The sequence below is a fragment of the Streptomyces sp. CRCS-T-1 genome, from assembly GCF_024442335.1.
GTDB lineage: Bacteria > Actinomycetota > Actinomycetes > Streptomycetales > Streptomycetaceae > Streptomyces > Streptomyces koelreuteriae.
Genome location: NZ_CP101651.1, coordinates 8,478,547 through 8,491,940, shown reverse-complemented (window position 1 = coordinate 8,491,940; position 13,394 = coordinate 8,478,547). Strand labels below are relative to the sequence as shown.

Annotated in this window: 11 protein-coding genes; 5 read left to right on the top strand and 6 right to left on the bottom strand. The window is 72.7% G+C overall.

Annotated features, from left to right (window positions below; all coding sequences use genetic code 11):
• Window positions 1-5 precede the first annotated feature (5 nt).
• From NNW99_RS38435 to NNW99_RS38425, 3 genes are all read right to left on the bottom strand, one after another.
• Window positions 6-773 (bottom strand): sulfite exporter TauE/SafE family protein, encoded by a 768-nt coding sequence (locus NNW99_RS38435; RefSeq protein WP_215124030.1) that lies wholly within the window; start codon window positions 771-773, stop codon window positions 6-8.
• Between the two features lie 178 nt (window positions 774-951).
• Complete coding sequence (locus NNW99_RS38430; protein ID WP_215124610.1) at window positions 952-2,958, bottom strand: DUF1996 domain-containing protein; 2,007 nt, start codon at window positions 2,956-2,958, stop codon at window positions 952-954.
• 264 nt (window positions 2,959-3,222) lie between these two features.
• Complete coding sequence (locus NNW99_RS38425; RefSeq protein WP_215124029.1) at window positions 3,223-3,921, bottom strand: lytic polysaccharide monooxygenase; 699 nt, start codon at window positions 3,919-3,921, stop codon at window positions 3,223-3,225.
• 201 nt (window positions 3,922-4,122) lie between these two features.
• Between NNW99_RS38425 and NNW99_RS38420 the strand changes: the two genes are divergently transcribed.
• The gene (locus tag NNW99_RS38420; protein ID WP_251058050.1) at window positions 4,123-5,199 is read left to right on the top strand and encodes a YihY/virulence factor BrkB family protein; all 1,077 of its coding nucleotides are present in this window, start codon (window positions 4,123-4,125) and stop codon (window positions 5,197-5,199) included.
• Between the two features lie 6 nt (window positions 5,200-5,205).
• On the opposite strand, the gene NNW99_RS38415 is transcribed toward NNW99_RS38420, so the two are convergent.
• Window positions 5,206-5,658 carry a flavodoxin family protein gene (locus NNW99_RS38415; protein ID WP_215124028.1) on the bottom strand — a complete coding sequence of 151 codons (453 nt, stop codon included), beginning with the start codon at window positions 5,656-5,658 and terminating at the stop codon, window positions 5,206-5,208.
• A 95-nt stretch (window positions 5,659-5,753) separates the two neighbouring features.
• Here NNW99_RS38415 and NNW99_RS38410 point away from each other — a divergent pair, with 95 nt between their 5' ends.
• A complete protein-coding gene (locus tag NNW99_RS38410) occupies window positions 5,754-6,203 on the top strand; it encodes an SRPBCC family protein (protein ID WP_215124027.1) in 450 nt (149 codons plus the stop codon).
• A 70-nt stretch (window positions 6,204-6,273) separates the two neighbouring features.
• Here the strand turns inward: NNW99_RS38410 and NNW99_RS38405 are convergent, their stop codons facing one another.
• A complete protein-coding gene (locus tag NNW99_RS38405) occupies window positions 6,274-10,605 on the bottom strand; it encodes a cation-translocating P-type ATPase (protein WP_215124026.1) in 4,332 nt (1,443 codons plus the stop codon).
• Window positions 10,606-10,621: 16 nt separating this feature from the next.
• On the bottom strand, window positions 10,622-11,206 hold the full coding sequence (locus NNW99_RS38400; RefSeq protein ID WP_215124025.1) for a hypothetical protein: 585 nt from the start codon (window positions 11,204-11,206) through the stop codon (window positions 10,622-10,624).
• A gap of 223 nt (window positions 11,207-11,429) precedes the next feature.
• Here NNW99_RS38400 and NNW99_RS38395 point away from each other — a divergent pair, with 223 nt between their 5' ends.
• From NNW99_RS38395 to NNW99_RS38385, 3 genes are read left to right on the top strand one after another with little or no spacing between them, the layout of a single operon-like run.
• Window positions 11,430-12,107 carry a nucleotidyltransferase family protein gene (locus NNW99_RS38395; protein WP_215124024.1) on the top strand — a complete coding sequence of 226 codons (678 nt, stop codon included), beginning with the start codon at window positions 11,430-11,432 and terminating at the stop codon, window positions 12,105-12,107.
• A gap of 10 nt (window positions 12,108-12,117) precedes the next feature.
• On the top strand, window positions 12,118-12,405 hold the full coding sequence (locus tag NNW99_RS38390) for a BON domain-containing protein (RefSeq protein WP_215124023.1): 288 nt from the start codon (window positions 12,118-12,120) through the stop codon (window positions 12,403-12,405).
• Window positions 12,402-13,166: a metallophosphoesterase gene (locus NNW99_RS38385; RefSeq protein ID WP_215124022.1), complete on the top strand. Its 765-nt coding sequence runs from the start codon at window positions 12,402-12,404 to the stop codon at window positions 13,164-13,166. Before NNW99_RS38390 ends, NNW99_RS38385 begins: the two co-directional genes overlap by 4 nt.
• The last annotated feature ends 228 nt before the right edge of the window (window positions 13,167-13,394 follow it).

The following is a 13,394-nucleotide window of genomic DNA, read 5'->3' as shown; positions in this document are numbered from 1 at the left end:
CGGGCTCAGTGCAGCACCAGGTGGACGAGGGCGACGGTGCCGACCGACACGATCAGGGTCCGCAGGACGGCGGGGCTGAAGCGGCGGCCCGTCCTGGCTCCGATCAGGCCGCCCAGCGCGGATCCGGCGGCGATGAGGACGACGGCCGTCCAGTCGAACTCCGCGAAGAAGAGGAAGAGCAGGGCGGCGACGGTGCTGACGACGGCCGCGAGCACGTTCTTCACGGCGTTGAGCCGCTGGAGCGTCTCGTCGAGCAGCATGCCCATCAGGGAGACGTAGATGATGCCCTGCGCTGCCGAGAAGTAGCCGCCGTAGACGCTGGCGAGCGTCAGCCCCGTGAACAGCAGCGGACCGCCGTCGGGACGGGTACGGGCGCCGGTACGGCGACGGCGGCGGCGCACGCGCCGGGCGATGAGGGGCTGGCAGGCGACCAGGACGAGGGCGAGGCCCACCAGGACCGGCACGATCCGCTCGAAGGCCGCGGCGGGCAGCGTCAGCAGCAGCACCGCGCCCGCGAGGCCGCCCAGCACGGCACCGATGCCGAGCAGAAGGACGCGCCGACGCTGACCGCGGAGTTCCTCGCGGTAGCCGATGACCGCGCTGATCGAGCCGGGCACCAGCCCGAGGCCGTTGGAGACGGTCGCCGTGACCGGAGGCAGTCCGGTGGCGAGCAGCACAGGGAAGGTGATCAGCGTTCCCGAGCCGACGACGGCGTTGACGGCACCGGCGCCCGTACCGGCCGCGAACACGGCCGCCATCTCCCAGGGCGTCACGCCCTGACTCCGCCGCCGACGCCGCGTCCGGCGTTCCAGGTGCTGTTCATGGGGTCACGGTAGAGGGTGAGCACTTCGGGGCGCGCCGAAGGGTGCCGGGCCCCGGAAGCGGAACGGCGGCGGGATCCGAGGAGGGATCCCACCGCCGTTCACCGGGGCACGTCAGGGCGTCGTCGTATCAGGTGCGCCTGGCGCGGCGGAGGACCACGAAGCCCGTGATGAGGAGTACGGCGCCCGCCGCGGCCGGCCACATTTGGGCGCCGGTCTCGGCCAGGCTGCCGCTGCCGACCGCCTGGGGTTCGGTCTGGGGCGGGGCCGCCGGGGTCACGGCGGCGCTGGTCGCCTCGCCGACGGCCTGGGACTGGCCGAGGCCGTCCGAGTCCTCGCCGGTGTCGTCCTTCGAACCGTCCTGCTCACCGGACTTCGCCGAAGGCGTCGCGTACACCTCGGCCTCGTCGGCGGGCGGGTCGCTCGGCTCCGGCTCGGGAGCGGGCTTGTTCGTCGCCGGTGGCTCGGAAGCCTCGCCCTCCCCGTCCTTGCCGCCCTTTCCGTCGTTGCCCGTGTCGCCGGGCTTGCCACCGGCGTTGCCGTCCTTCGGGGCGTCCGGGGTGCGGGTGGGCTGCTCCTGCGGGGCCTCGGGGGTCTTCGTCGGCTCCTCGGTCGGCTCCTCCCCCGCCCCGGGGGCCTCGCTCGGCTTCTCGGTCGGCTTCTCGGTGGGCTTCTCGGTCGGCTTGTCGCCGGGCTCGGCTCCCGCCCCGGCTCCGCACTTCCGGCCGTCGTTGATGCAGTCGACCATCTCCCCCATCAGGTCCTCGTCGAAGACGTTGATGAAGTCGCCGTGGTCGGTGACCGGCTTGTGCAGCTGCTCGGGGAAGGAGTCCACCGCGAACAGCGGTGTCGTACGGCCGCCGTCCTTCAGGCTCGGCGCGTCGACGTCGTAGACGATGCGCTGGACCAGCTGCGGAATCGCCCGGAAACCGGACGGGCACGCGCCGGAGGCGTCGGCGAACGCCACGTGGGTGCGGTGGTTGGCGCTGTCGATGTTGCGGCCGTCCCAGCAGCTCTGGAACTTGAAGGAGCGCACCACGTCGCTGCCCTTCGGGCACAGCGGGTACTTGTCCTTGAGCTGCCGGTCCTCGAAGCCGGTGCAGCTCCAGGAGGCGTTGGCGTTGGCCGGGCCGTTGACGAACGACTTGGCGTCGCCGGTGATGATGCGCAGCAGCCGCGGCATGGCCGTGACCTTGTCGCGCGGGTTGCCCACGAAGTCGAGGGTGACCTGCTTGGGCGTGACGATCGCGCCGGCGTTGCCCTCGATGCCGCCGCCGGGCGAGCCCGCGTCCTGCTCCTGGGTGCCGTTCTGCACGCGCAGGACGGGCCAGTAGTAGGAGGACTTGTCGCCCTGGTCGTCGCAGCTGGTCTCGGCGTCCGCGAGGTCCTGGTCGCTGGCGAAGGCGTTGTTGGCCTGGTTGCCGACGTAGTCGTGGAAGTGGTGGGCGCCGTTGGTGACACCCGGGGCGGCGATGATGTTGTCGGAGTTGAACAGGCCGTTCTCGTTCACACCGCAACTGGTGGCGAAGGTGCCTCGGGAGGCGTTGCCCTTCTGGCGGGGGCTGTTCACATTGGGCTGGACGCCGGTGATGTCCGCGAAGTCGGCGGCGACCGGGCCGTTGCCCGCCTGCCCGCCGTTGTTGCCCTGACCCTGGCCCTGGCCGTTCCCCTGCTCCTGGCCGGGCTGCTCCTCGCCGCCGCCGTCGCCGGCGTCCTGGCCCTCGCCCTGCTCGGGAGCCTGGTTGCCGGAGTCCCGGACGGTGCAGGCCGCGAGGGCGTCGAGTCCCTCGGGGCGGTCTCCCACCCGGTCGATGGCGATGGCGATGCGCTCGAGGGTCGCGCCGCGCTTCTCCTTCAGCGGGTTCATGATCGCGTTGTCGGCGAAGCCGGAATCCTGCTGGATCTGCTGGGCCGACTCGCTCAGCCGCTGGTAGGCCTTGGCGATCTGCTCGTCCAGGAGGGCGAGTTCCTTGTCGACCTCCGCCCTCGCCTGCTCGGGGACCGAGGTCAGCTTGCTGCCGACGTCAGGGCAGTCGATCGTGGTGCCGGCGGTCCGCACCCCCGTACCGGACCGCGTCTGGGCGGACTCACCGCCTGAACCGCCGTCCGTGGCCGAGGCGTAGACGTTGGCCGCCATCAGGCCGCCTCCGCCCAGCATCAGCGCGACTGCGGCGAAGGTCGCGCGCCGTGGGCCTGTAGGGCGTCTTCGCGTATTGCGTGCCAAGGGTGCTCTCCTGCGCTTGAGGCGTTCCGGGCATGAAAATCCCCTCGTCCCATACGTGCGCCGGCGCCGGAGCGTTCAGCCGACCCGAGAATTCTTCGAGAACTCTCAGAAAGCCCTCACAGCCGTGCCCCGCCGGACTCGTCCCGTCCGGCGGGGCACTGCACACGAAGCGGCAGGTCAGCGGAAGTTCACATCACTGCACAGGAAGTAGGTCTGGTCCATGTGCGACGCCTGCCAGATCGTGTAGACGACGTGTCGGCCGCTCAGTCCCGAAGTGCTCACGGGGATCTCGTAGTTCTGGCTGGGCCCGTACCTGCCGGTGCGGGTGACGAGCCGGAGGTCGTTCCAGGTCAGCGGCTGGGTGGCGGGGTTGAAGCCCTGCCGTGTGACGTACACCAGGAAGTAGTCGGCGCCGTGGCTGGCCTGGTCGTAGAGCTTCACGGTGAAATTCGCGCCGATGTCCGTCGTCTTCCAGGCGCCGACCGTGTCGAGGGAGTTGTACCGGCCGCCCTCGGTACGGCCGCCGCTGCAGAGCTGGCCGTTGGGGATCACGGCCTGGAAGTTGCCGCCCGAGCCGTTGCGGTACAGGCCGTTCCAGTTCCACATGGCGTTCGCGTCGCTCCGCCACGCCTGCCAGCACATGGGGTCCTGCTGGGCCATGGCGGGATTGAGATGGTCGTTGCCCCAGCGCAGCCAGCAGCCGTAGTTGCGGGATGCCGGGTCGACGACCGAGCCGTGGGCGACGGCCGTGCCGCTCCAGGGGATCAGGCTGAGCAGCGCGGCGACCAGCACGCTCAGGGCGAGCGTCAGACGGGACCGGAGCGTACGGGACCTGACCGGATGGGGCTCATTACAAGCATGACCATGACCATTCATGATCTCCTCTTTCGGATGTGGGGGTCGCGGTGCTTGCGGTGTGCCGTGCGTGGGGAGGACGGGACGGCGTGGGAGCGCTCCCGCACTTCCACGCTGCGCCCTGCGGCACGGGTCGGCAACGCACGATTGCGCCACTTCCGTCGTTCCGGCACGGCCGGCCGAGTTCCGCTTAAGGGCCCGGGCCGGGGTTACCCGGCTCTCATGGTGAAGCTGCACATTCCTGGACGAAAAGAACACGACGCGACGGAGACCCCGTCTGCGGAGCCGTCGGAGAGCACTCGGCCGGCGTCCGGGACGGCCGGTCCGGGGCCCGAAGTGGAGCGTGCGGCGCCCGACACGCCGAGTGAGCTGCCCCGGACGTCGTGGGGTGCGGTGCTGAAGGGGAGCGTGCGGGAGTTCAAGAAGGACGAGCTGACGGACCGGGCGGCGGCGCTGACGTACTACGCGGTGCTGGCGCTGTTCCCGGCGCTGCTGGTCCTGGTGTCGCTGCTGGGCATCACCGGGAAGTCGACCACGGACAAGGTGCTCGAGAACATCCAGCAGCTCGCGCCCGGCTCGGTGCGGGACATCCTCACCCAGGCCGTCGAGCAGTTGCAGGGCAACGCCGGCATCGGCTCGGTGGTGGCGATCGTCGGTCTCGTCCTGGCGGTGTGGTCGGCCTCCGGGTATGTGGGGGCGTTCATCCGCGCCGCCAACGCCGTCTACGACATGCCCGAGGGGCGGCCGGTGTGGAAGCTGCTGCCGGTGCGGGTGGGTGTCACGGTCGTGCTGATGGTGCTGGCCACGTTCAGCGCGCTGATCGTGGTGTTCACCGGCGGGTTCGCCCGTGAGGCCGGAGCGACGCTCGGGATCGGCGACACCGCGCTGACGGTCTGGTCGATCGCGAAGTGGCCCGTGCTCGTCGTCCTGGTCACGATCATGATCGCGATCCTCTACTGGGCGACCCCGAACGCCAAGGTGAAGGGGTTCCGCTGGATCACTCCGGGCAGTGTGCTGGCCCTGCTGATCTGGCTGGCCGCGTCGGCGGGCTTCGCCGTGTACGTGGCCAACTTCGCCTCGTACAACAAGACCTACGGCACGATGGCCGGTGTCATCGTCTTCCTGGTGTGGCTGTGGATCACGAACCTGGCGATCCTGCTGGGCCTGGAGTTCGACGCGGAGACGGTACGGCAGCGGGCCGTCGCCGGTGGGCATCCGCCCGAGGACGAGCCGTACACCCAGCCGCGCGACACCCGGGCCTGGGACGAGGAGGACCGGCGCCGCGTCGAAGACGGCTAGGGCCGGTCAGCCCATGAGTCCGGCGGCGACCGTGGCGCCCAGTTCCCAGCACCTCTCGATGTCGCCCTTGTCGGGCTCGCCGGTCACGGTGACGGCCTCGGCGGTGCGACGCCAGCCGAGGCCCGTCGTGATGGACTCGATGCCGCGCACCGCTCCGGTCACGTCGTTCCCGCCGTGCACGTAGAAGCCGAAGGGGCGGCCGCGCGTCGCGTCCAGGCACGGGTAATAGACCTGGTCGAAGAAGTGCTTGAGGGCGCCCGACATGTAGCCGAGGTTGGCGGGGGTGCCGAGGAGGTAGCCGTCGGCGGCGAGGACGTCGGAGGCGGTGGCGGACAGCGCCGGCAGGCGTTCGACCCGGACGTCCTCGATCTCGGGGTCGCTCGCCCCGGAGACGACGGCTTCGAACATCGCCTGGCAGTTGGGCGAGGGCGTGTGATGGACGATCAGCAAGGTGGCCACGGCATCCGACCTTACAAGTCGTGAAGAGCAGGAGTGGCCGGCGCGAGATCCGGTACCCGTCCCCCGCTCTCCGTAAGAGAAAGGGAGGTACCGCCTTGTCACAGGTAGAGGAATCCATCGAGGTCCACGTCCCGGTGCACACGGCCTACAACCAGTGGACCCAGTTCGAGGACTTTCCGCAGTTCATGGAAGGCGTGGAGCGCATCGAGCAGCGCACCGACACGCTGACGCACTGGGTGACGAAGGTCGGCGGCCAGGAGCGGGAGTTCGACGCGGAGATCACCGAGCAGGTTCCCGACGAGCGCGTCGCCTGGACGACGGTGGGCGGAGAGGCCCGGCAGGCCGGGGTGGTGACGTTCCACCGCATCCAGGACGACACGACCAAGGTCATGCTGCAGTTGGAGTTCGACCCCGTGGGGCTGACCGAGACCGTGGGCGACAAGCTCGGGTTCGTCAAGCGGCAGGTCTCGGGCGACCTGCGGCGGTTCAAGCAGTTCATGGAGGCCCGCGGTTCGGAGACGGGCGCCTGGCGCGGCGCGGTCTGAGCCTGCGACAGAGGGCGGCCGTCACCACGTTCCAGGGTGGCGGCCGCTCTCAGCCGTGCGTGCTCGCCCGCTACGCCACCACAGGCCGGGCGATCCCGCTCTGCAGCAGTTCGCGGGCCTGCTGGGTCAGATCGCCCAGGCGCAGGGCGAGGCGGGTCACGGCCTCGTAGAGCAGGTGGACGGCCCGGAGGTGTTCCAGGCGCGGGGCCAGGGCCGAGAGGGCGATGGCCAGGGCCACGCCCGCCCAGGCCACGGGGCCGAGCGGGGTGCAGCCGAAGAAGTGGCTGACGCCGGGGGTCTGGACGAGGGCGGCGAGGACGGCGGCCGAGCCGAGGGCCGTCACCCACACCAGCGGGCTGCGGCGGCGGCCGGAGAGGGTCTGCACGAGCTGGGCGCCGACCACGCCGCACAGGGCCATGGTGGTGGACCGGCGTTCGGTGCCCGGGGTGAGGCGGCCGATGAGGTAGGCCGTGACCGCACCGAGGCAGGTGGTGATGCCCCGGCGCCGGATGGAGCGCAGCAGCGGGGCGCCGAGGACGTTGAGGCCCATCGGGCCGGTCGCGGCGTGCTCCGCCGTCGAGGGGTCGTCGCTCGGCGTGACCGCCACCGCCATGGCCGGGAACATGTCGGTGAGCAGGTTGACCAGCAGGAGCTGACGTGTCGACAGGGGGGAGGCGCCCGCGAGCAGGGTGCCGAGGACGCTGAAGCCGACCTCGCCGGCGTTGCCGCCGATGAGGATGCTCACCGCGTCGGCGACGCTGCGCCACAGGGCACGGCCCTCGGCGACCGCGTCGACGAGGACGGACAGGTCGCCGGTGGTGAGCACGAGGTCGGCGGCGTTGCGGGCGGCCGCGGAGCCGCGGGACTCGACACCGACCCCGACATCGGCGGCGCGGATCGCGGCGGCGTCGTTGGCGCCGTCGCCGGCCATCGCCACGACCCGTCCGGCCTGTTGCAGGGCCTCGACGACGTGCAGCTTCTGCTCGGGTGCGACCCGGGCGATGACGCCCGCGCCGCGCAGGACCCGGACGCGTTCGCGGCGTCCCATGGCGACGAGTTCGTCTCCGGTCACCGCCTCGGTCTCCTCCGGCCAGCCCAGTTGCAGGGCGATGGCGCGGGCGGTCTCGGGGTGGTCGCCGGTGAGCATGACGGGCAGGATGCCGGAGCGGCGGAGTTCCGCGAGCAGGGCGTGCGAGGTGTCGCGCGGGACGTCGGCGAGGGCGACGAAGCCGCTGAACTCCAGGTCCGCGAGCGGCGCGTCGAGTTCGGCGTCGTCGGCCCGGCAGGGGCGCCGGGCCACGGCCAGGACGCGCAGTCCCTGGCCCGCCAGTTCGTGGGCGGTGTCGCTCGCGTGGCCGGGCAGGTTCCGGCAGGCGGGCAGGATCGTCTCCGGGGCGCCCTTGACGACGAGGAGTTCACCGAAGTCCGGGTCGCCGTCGCGGCCGATCGCCGCGGCGTAGCCCCGCCGTGTCTCGAAGGGCAGCTCGCCGGTCGGGGTCCAGCCCTCGTCGGGCGGGGCGACGTCGAGGACGGCCTCGTCGGTGGCGTGCGCGACCCGGCGGCCCTGTCCCGTCTCCTCCTGCGGGCAGGCGCGCGCGGCCAGGCGCAGGACCGGCAGGGCCTGTTCGGTGCCGGTCTCCAGGACGGTGCCGTCGGCGGTGGCGACGCGGACCAGGCGCAGTCTGTTCTCGGTGAGGGTGCCGGTCTTGTCGAAGCAGACGGTGTCGACGCGCCCGAGCGCCTCCAGGGTGCGCGGGGTGCGGACCAGGACGCCTCGCCGGGACAGCCGCCGGGCGGCCGCCATCTGCGCGACCGTGGCGACGAGCGGGAGTCCTTCCGGTACGGCGGCGACAGCGACGGCGACACCGCCGCTGACGGCGCGTCGGACGGGGCTGCCGCGCAGCAGGGACAGTCCGGTCACGGCGGCGCCGCCCGTGAAGGTCACCGGCAGTGCCTTGCGGGTCAGCTCCTGCAGCCGGGCCTGGACGCCGGCGGGCGGCGGGGTGCGGGCGGCGAGGGAGACGGCGCGGCCCGCCTCGGTCTGCTCGCCGGTGTCGACGACGAGCGCGAGGGCGCGTCCGGCCACGACGGTCGTGCCCTCGAACACCATGCAGGCGCGCTGGGCCACCGGCAGTCCGGGGGTGGCGTCGACGGCCTTGGACACGGGCAGGGACTCGCCGGTGAGCGCCGACTCGTCGACCTCGAGACCGTCGACCTCCAGCAGCCGGGCGTCGGCGGGTACGACGTCGCCGGCGCCGAGGCTGATCTCGTCGCCGGGGCGCAGCCGGGCGGCGTCGACGGTGACGGTGCGCCGGTGGCCGTCCTGTCTGCGGGCCTTGGGCTGCTGCCTGGCGGCGAGCCGGGCCAGTGCCTGTTCGGCGCGCATCCGCTGGAGTCCGCCCGTCACGGCGTTGAGGTCCATGGCGCCCACGACGAGCATGGCGTCGACGAGGGAGCCGAGCAGCGCGGAGGCGACGGCGCCCGTGGCCAGGACGGGGGTGAGCGGATCGTCGAGTTCGCGGCGTACGGCGCCGGCCGCCTGCCAGGTCCAGCGGGCGGGCGTCACGGCCGGGTGGCGGACCAGGCGGCCGGCCTGCTGCCGGGAGCGGTCGGCGAGCAGGGCGAGTCCGCGGGGCTCGCCGTCGCGCCCGGCGCGTCCCAGCCGGTCGCGGGCCTCGTGGGGTTCCAGGGCGTGCCAGGGGATGTGCAGTCGTGGCGGGGGCGGGGTGGCCCGGGCCACTTGGATGCCCGCGAGCCAGCCGGTGAGCAGGGCGTTGGCGGCGGCGATGTTGACGGGGGCGTGGCGGGTCAGGGGCCACATGCCGAGCCGGCCCAGGCGCTGTCCGCCGCGGGCGACCAGGAGCCCCGACAGGGCGGCGCCCGCGCGGGCCAGTGTCTGGGACCGGCGTCCGACGCGCCGAGCCGCGGGGATCGCCGTGAGCAGCCGCCAGACGTCGGCGAGGCCTCCCGGGGCAAGCGCGTCGACGCCCCAGGAGACGGCGGCCCGTCCGTCGGTGAGGGCGATGGCCACGTCGCCGGCGGGCAGTCCGGCCGCCACGTGTCCGTCGCCGGACTCCGTGAGGCGGGCGACGGTCACCACCACGTGGCCGTCCTTCTGCAGGGCCCGGACGACGTCTCCGAACGGTTTCGCGCCCGGGGCGACCTCGTCGGCGAGCCGGGTGATGTCCTTGAGGTCGGAGCCGCCGGCGATCACGACGTGCAGTCCCGCCCTGCGAGCGGCGTCCAGGACGGCCTCGGCGAAGGGGTGGACCGGGTCGTCGGGCAGCCCGTCGGGGCCGTCCTCGGTGTCCTCCCGCCGGCTGCGCAGGGCGTCGGCGTGCAGGACCAGGGCGTCGGCGATCTCCAGTTGGCGCAGGCGCTCGCCGTTGCGCAGGAGGATGCCGGCGTGGGCGAGGAAGGTGCCGAGGGTCGCGCCGAAGGCGGCCGGTCCGTAGCGGGCCGCTTTCGGTGATCCGGCGAGGACCGCTTCGGCCGCGTCGCTCGCCCGGTGTGTGACGAGGAGGGTGGCGGCGGCACCGGCGACGCTGCCGGTGCTGGCGTGGGAGGCGTACTCCGCGGCGGGCGTCACCTTGAGCGGCGGCCGCGTGTCCGGCGGGCAGGGCAGGCTGGTGCGCCGTTCGTGGACGATGTCGTCGTGCAGTGCCTCGAAGGCCGCTGCCCGGGCCACGGCCTCCGTCAGCTGGGTACCGCGCAGGGCGCCGTCGAGCACGAGCGCCAGCGGGGTCTGGCCGGCGCTGTGTGCGGCGGCGTTGGCGGCGGCCAGGACGAGTTCCATGCCGGAGGTGCCGAACCGCTCCCGGAGCAGGGCCCTGAAACGGGGGTTCTCGCGCAGCAGGGTGACGGCCGCGGTGATGATGCGGGAGGTGGGCGGCAGGCGCAAGGACCGGCCCGCGAAGGCGCCTGCCGCGCCGGCGGCGTCCAGCAGGATCGCCGCCGCGCTGACGCGTACCTCGGTGGGGTCGCCGGGGTGGCTGGTGTCCCGCGTGTTCGGGTCGACGCCCTCGTCCAGGCCGAAGCGGGTGGCGAGTGCGGTGGCCCGCTCGGTGACCCGGTCGGTGGCGGCCTCCTCGGCCACGGTGATCACCATGCGGGACAGTCCCTCGTCCCAGTACGCCGTGAGGACGTCCGGGTGGTCGAGGAGTTCCCCGGCCAACTCGCGGGCGAGCGTGCCGGCCTCGCCGTCGGAGCGCCGCAGGGCGAGGTGGACGCGCTGTCCGGCCTTCCAGTGCTGTCCACCGGTCAGGGCGTTGCGCGCGACGTTGCGCACGCGCCGCGTGGTGTCGTAGACGGACGTCACGCCCTGGGCGGTGCCGCGGACGGCCCCTGCGGCCGCCCCGGCCACGGCCCCGACGAGCGGGGCGACGTCGAAGCGTGTGAGCATCTGCCGCCGTCCCGGCTCAGCCGGCTGAGCGGCTGTCGTGTCCGCGCGGGTGGGCGGGTCCCCGGTCCGGCTCCTCGCCGTGCGCGTCGTGGTGCGCGGTGGCCTCGGCGACCTGCTTCAGCGCGGAGGCGGTGGCGGTGTCGCCCACCTTGGCGGGCTGTTCGTGGACGTGCTGTTCGGTCCGGTCGTGCCGGTAGTGGGAGGCGGCGAGTCTGCCGCCGGGCCCGTACGCGGAGGTGTCCTGGTCGTCCGGCCCGTCCTGGGCGCCGGCGCCCTTGCGGCGTTCACCGGTCCGGGTGGTCCGCGTGCCGCCGTTCGGTGACGCGCCGTCCTGTTTCCCTGCGGGCCTGGGCCGGGTCAGCCAGGCGACGGCGGCGCCGGTCAACGCGACCGGCCACTCCACCACTCCGGCCACACCGAGCACACCGGCACCGGCGTAGACGGCCATCCGGCGCCCGCGCGGCGACACCGCGCCGACCTTGTCCAGGGCTCCTCCGGCCACCTTGCCCACCTGTTCCGCGCCCGGCAGATGCCTGAGTCCCGAGGCGACGGCCCGCAACGGCTGCGGAAGATCAGACGAACGTGATGTCTCCTGAGTCATGTCGACCTCCACAGGCGCGGGTTTTATCCGGCTTCAACCGGTTTTCCAGGTTCTCGCCCCATATTCCGTCGTCGGCGGTGTGAGCGCTTGTCTTGTTCGGCCGGAGCAGGGAGTCGCAGCCTTCCGTGTCGGCACGGGCGCGCTGGGTACTCAGAGCGGGCACGCGGGCCCTCGGGGCCAGGTGCGGCAGAGCGGAGTGTCCGGTTCGGCGAATGGAGTGGTCATGGCGGAGAACGGTGATGACGCGACGCTCGTCCGGCGGCCGGGGATCCCCGATCTCCGACTGGCGCCGGACCGGACCGAGCCCGCGCCGCCCCAGGATCCGCAGGCCGCTGAGCCGCCGCACGAACTGCCCCTGGACCGCAATCAGGCGATTCTGGAGGCGGCCAAGCAGGTCGGTTCCCTGCTGAAGCGGAAGGGGCATCTGTTCGCGCTGGCCGGGAGCGTGGCCGCGTACGCGCACGGAGGCGAGAAGAACCTCCAGCACGACGTCGACTTCGCCATCCGCCCCGAGGACGCCGAGGCGGTGGCGGTCACGCTCCGGGACGCGGGGCTGGTCGTCTACACGCCGCCGGAGGACTGGCTGATCAAGGCCACCTGTTTCGGCCAGCCGGTGGACATCATCTTCGAGCTGGCGGACCGGCCGGTCGGGGCGGAGATGCTGGAGCGCGCGGAGGAGATCTCGGTCGACTCGGTGCGCATGCCCGTGCTGGCCCCCACCGACCTGCTGTGGAGCCTGGCCGCCGCCTTCTCCGAGCACCACTGCGACTTCGGCGCCGCCCTGCCCATCGCGCGCGCTCTGCGGGAGAAGGTCGACTGGGAGCGGGTGCGGCGCGAGTGCGGGGACGCGCCCATGCCCGCCGCCTTCTTCTTCCTGCTGGAGCGCCTGAACGTCATCTGAAGGAGCACCCATGAGCACCCACGGTTCCCAGGACTCGGGCGGCGCGCCGCCGGCGCAGAACCTGGACTACCGCATCGCCCACCTCCAGGACCGCCTCGCCTCCGGCGAACTCGGTGAACTGGGCGTACGGGTCGAGGCCCGCGGCCGGACGGTGCTGCTCACCGGCACCGTGCCCTCGGCGCCCTGCCGCGAGGAGATCGTGCGCACCGCCCGCGAGGAACTCGCCGGGATCCCCGTGCACAGCGACCTCGTGGTCACCGAGGCGTCCTCCCCCGACCGTGCGGAGGAACTCTCATGATCCGCGTCGCAGCCGTCGGAGACATCCATATGGGGCCCGACAGCCAGGGTGTGCTCCGCCCCGCCTTCGAGACCCTGCCCGAGTGCGCCGACCTCCTGCTGCTGGCCGGGGACCTCACCCGGCACGGCACTCTTGAGGAAGCCCGGGTGGTGGCCCGCGAGATCCAGGGCCTCGGGGTCCCGGTGGTCGCCGTCCTCGGCAACCACGACCATCACGACGACAGGCCCGAGGAGGTCACGGCGGTACTCAGGGACGCCGGCGCCCATGTCCTCGAGGGCCGGGGGACGGTCCTGTCGTGCGGCGGAGCGCGTATCGGCGTGGCCGGGACCAAGGGGTTCGGCGGCGGGTTCGTCGGCCGCTGCGCCGGGGAGTTCGGCGAGCCGGTCATGAAGGAGTTCGTCAGGCACTCGCGGCGCTGTGCCGACGGTCTGCGGGCGTCCCTGGAGCGGCTCGGCGAGGAGGGCTGTGACGCGCGGATCGCCCTCACCCACTACTCCCCCGTCGCCGACACACTGGCCGGCGAGCCGCTGGAGATCCATCCGTTCCTGGGCAGCTATCTGCTGGCCGAGGCGATCGACACGGCCGGTGCCGATCTCGCGGTGCACGGGCACGCGCACGCCGGCACGGAACACGGCATGACGAGCGGCGGCGTACGGGTGCGCAATGTCGCCCAGCCGGTCATCGGGCGGGCGTTCCACGTGTACCACCTGCCGGTGCGTGACCACGCGGCCTCCGGGGCCGCCGCGCAAGCCGCCCATTAGCACTCCCCGCCCCTCACCCCTGATGCGCCGTCGGCTCACGCCGGCGGCGCTTTCCGTGTTCCGGGTTCCGTCGCAGGTGGCGTGAGGCGCCGTCCCCGTACCGCCTCTGGTGTGAACGCCCCGCAGGTCGCAACCGTTTTAGGCATTTTGTCTGCTTAGCATGCATGCTCCGCGCTCCCCACGTCGGCGATGCCCCACGCGTCCGTCCGGGGCGCCCTGCCCCGTACG

Coding starts and splice junctions, on each gene's coding strand:
- NNW99_RS38400 (WP_215124025.1), bottom strand. CDS start 11,206: ATGACTCAGGAGACATCACGTTCGTCTGATCTTCCGCAGCCGTTGCGG.
- NNW99_RS38430 (WP_215124610.1), bottom strand. CDS start 2,958: ATGGCGGCCAACGTCTACGCCTCGGCCACGGACGGCGGTTCAGGCGGT.
- NNW99_RS38385 (WP_215124022.1), top strand. CDS start 12,402: ATGATCCGCGTCGCAGCCGTCGGAGACATCCATATGGGGCCCGACAGC.
- NNW99_RS38395 (WP_215124024.1), top strand. CDS start 11,430: ATGGCGGAGAACGGTGATGACGCGACGCTCGTCCGGCGGCCGGGGATC.
- NNW99_RS38390 (WP_215124023.1), top strand. CDS start 12,118: ATGAGCACCCACGGTTCCCAGGACTCGGGCGGCGCGCCGCCGGCGCAG.
- NNW99_RS38420 (WP_251058050.1), top strand. CDS start 4,123: ATGGTGAAGCTGCACATTCCTGGACGAAAAGAACACGACGCGACGGAG.
- NNW99_RS38425 (WP_215124029.1), bottom strand. CDS start 3,921: ATGAATGGTCATGGTCATGCTTGTAATGAGCCCCATCCGGTCAGGTCC.
- NNW99_RS38405 (WP_215124026.1), bottom strand. CDS start 10,605: ATGCTCACACGCTTCGACGTCGCCCCGCTCGTCGGGGCCGTGGCCGGG.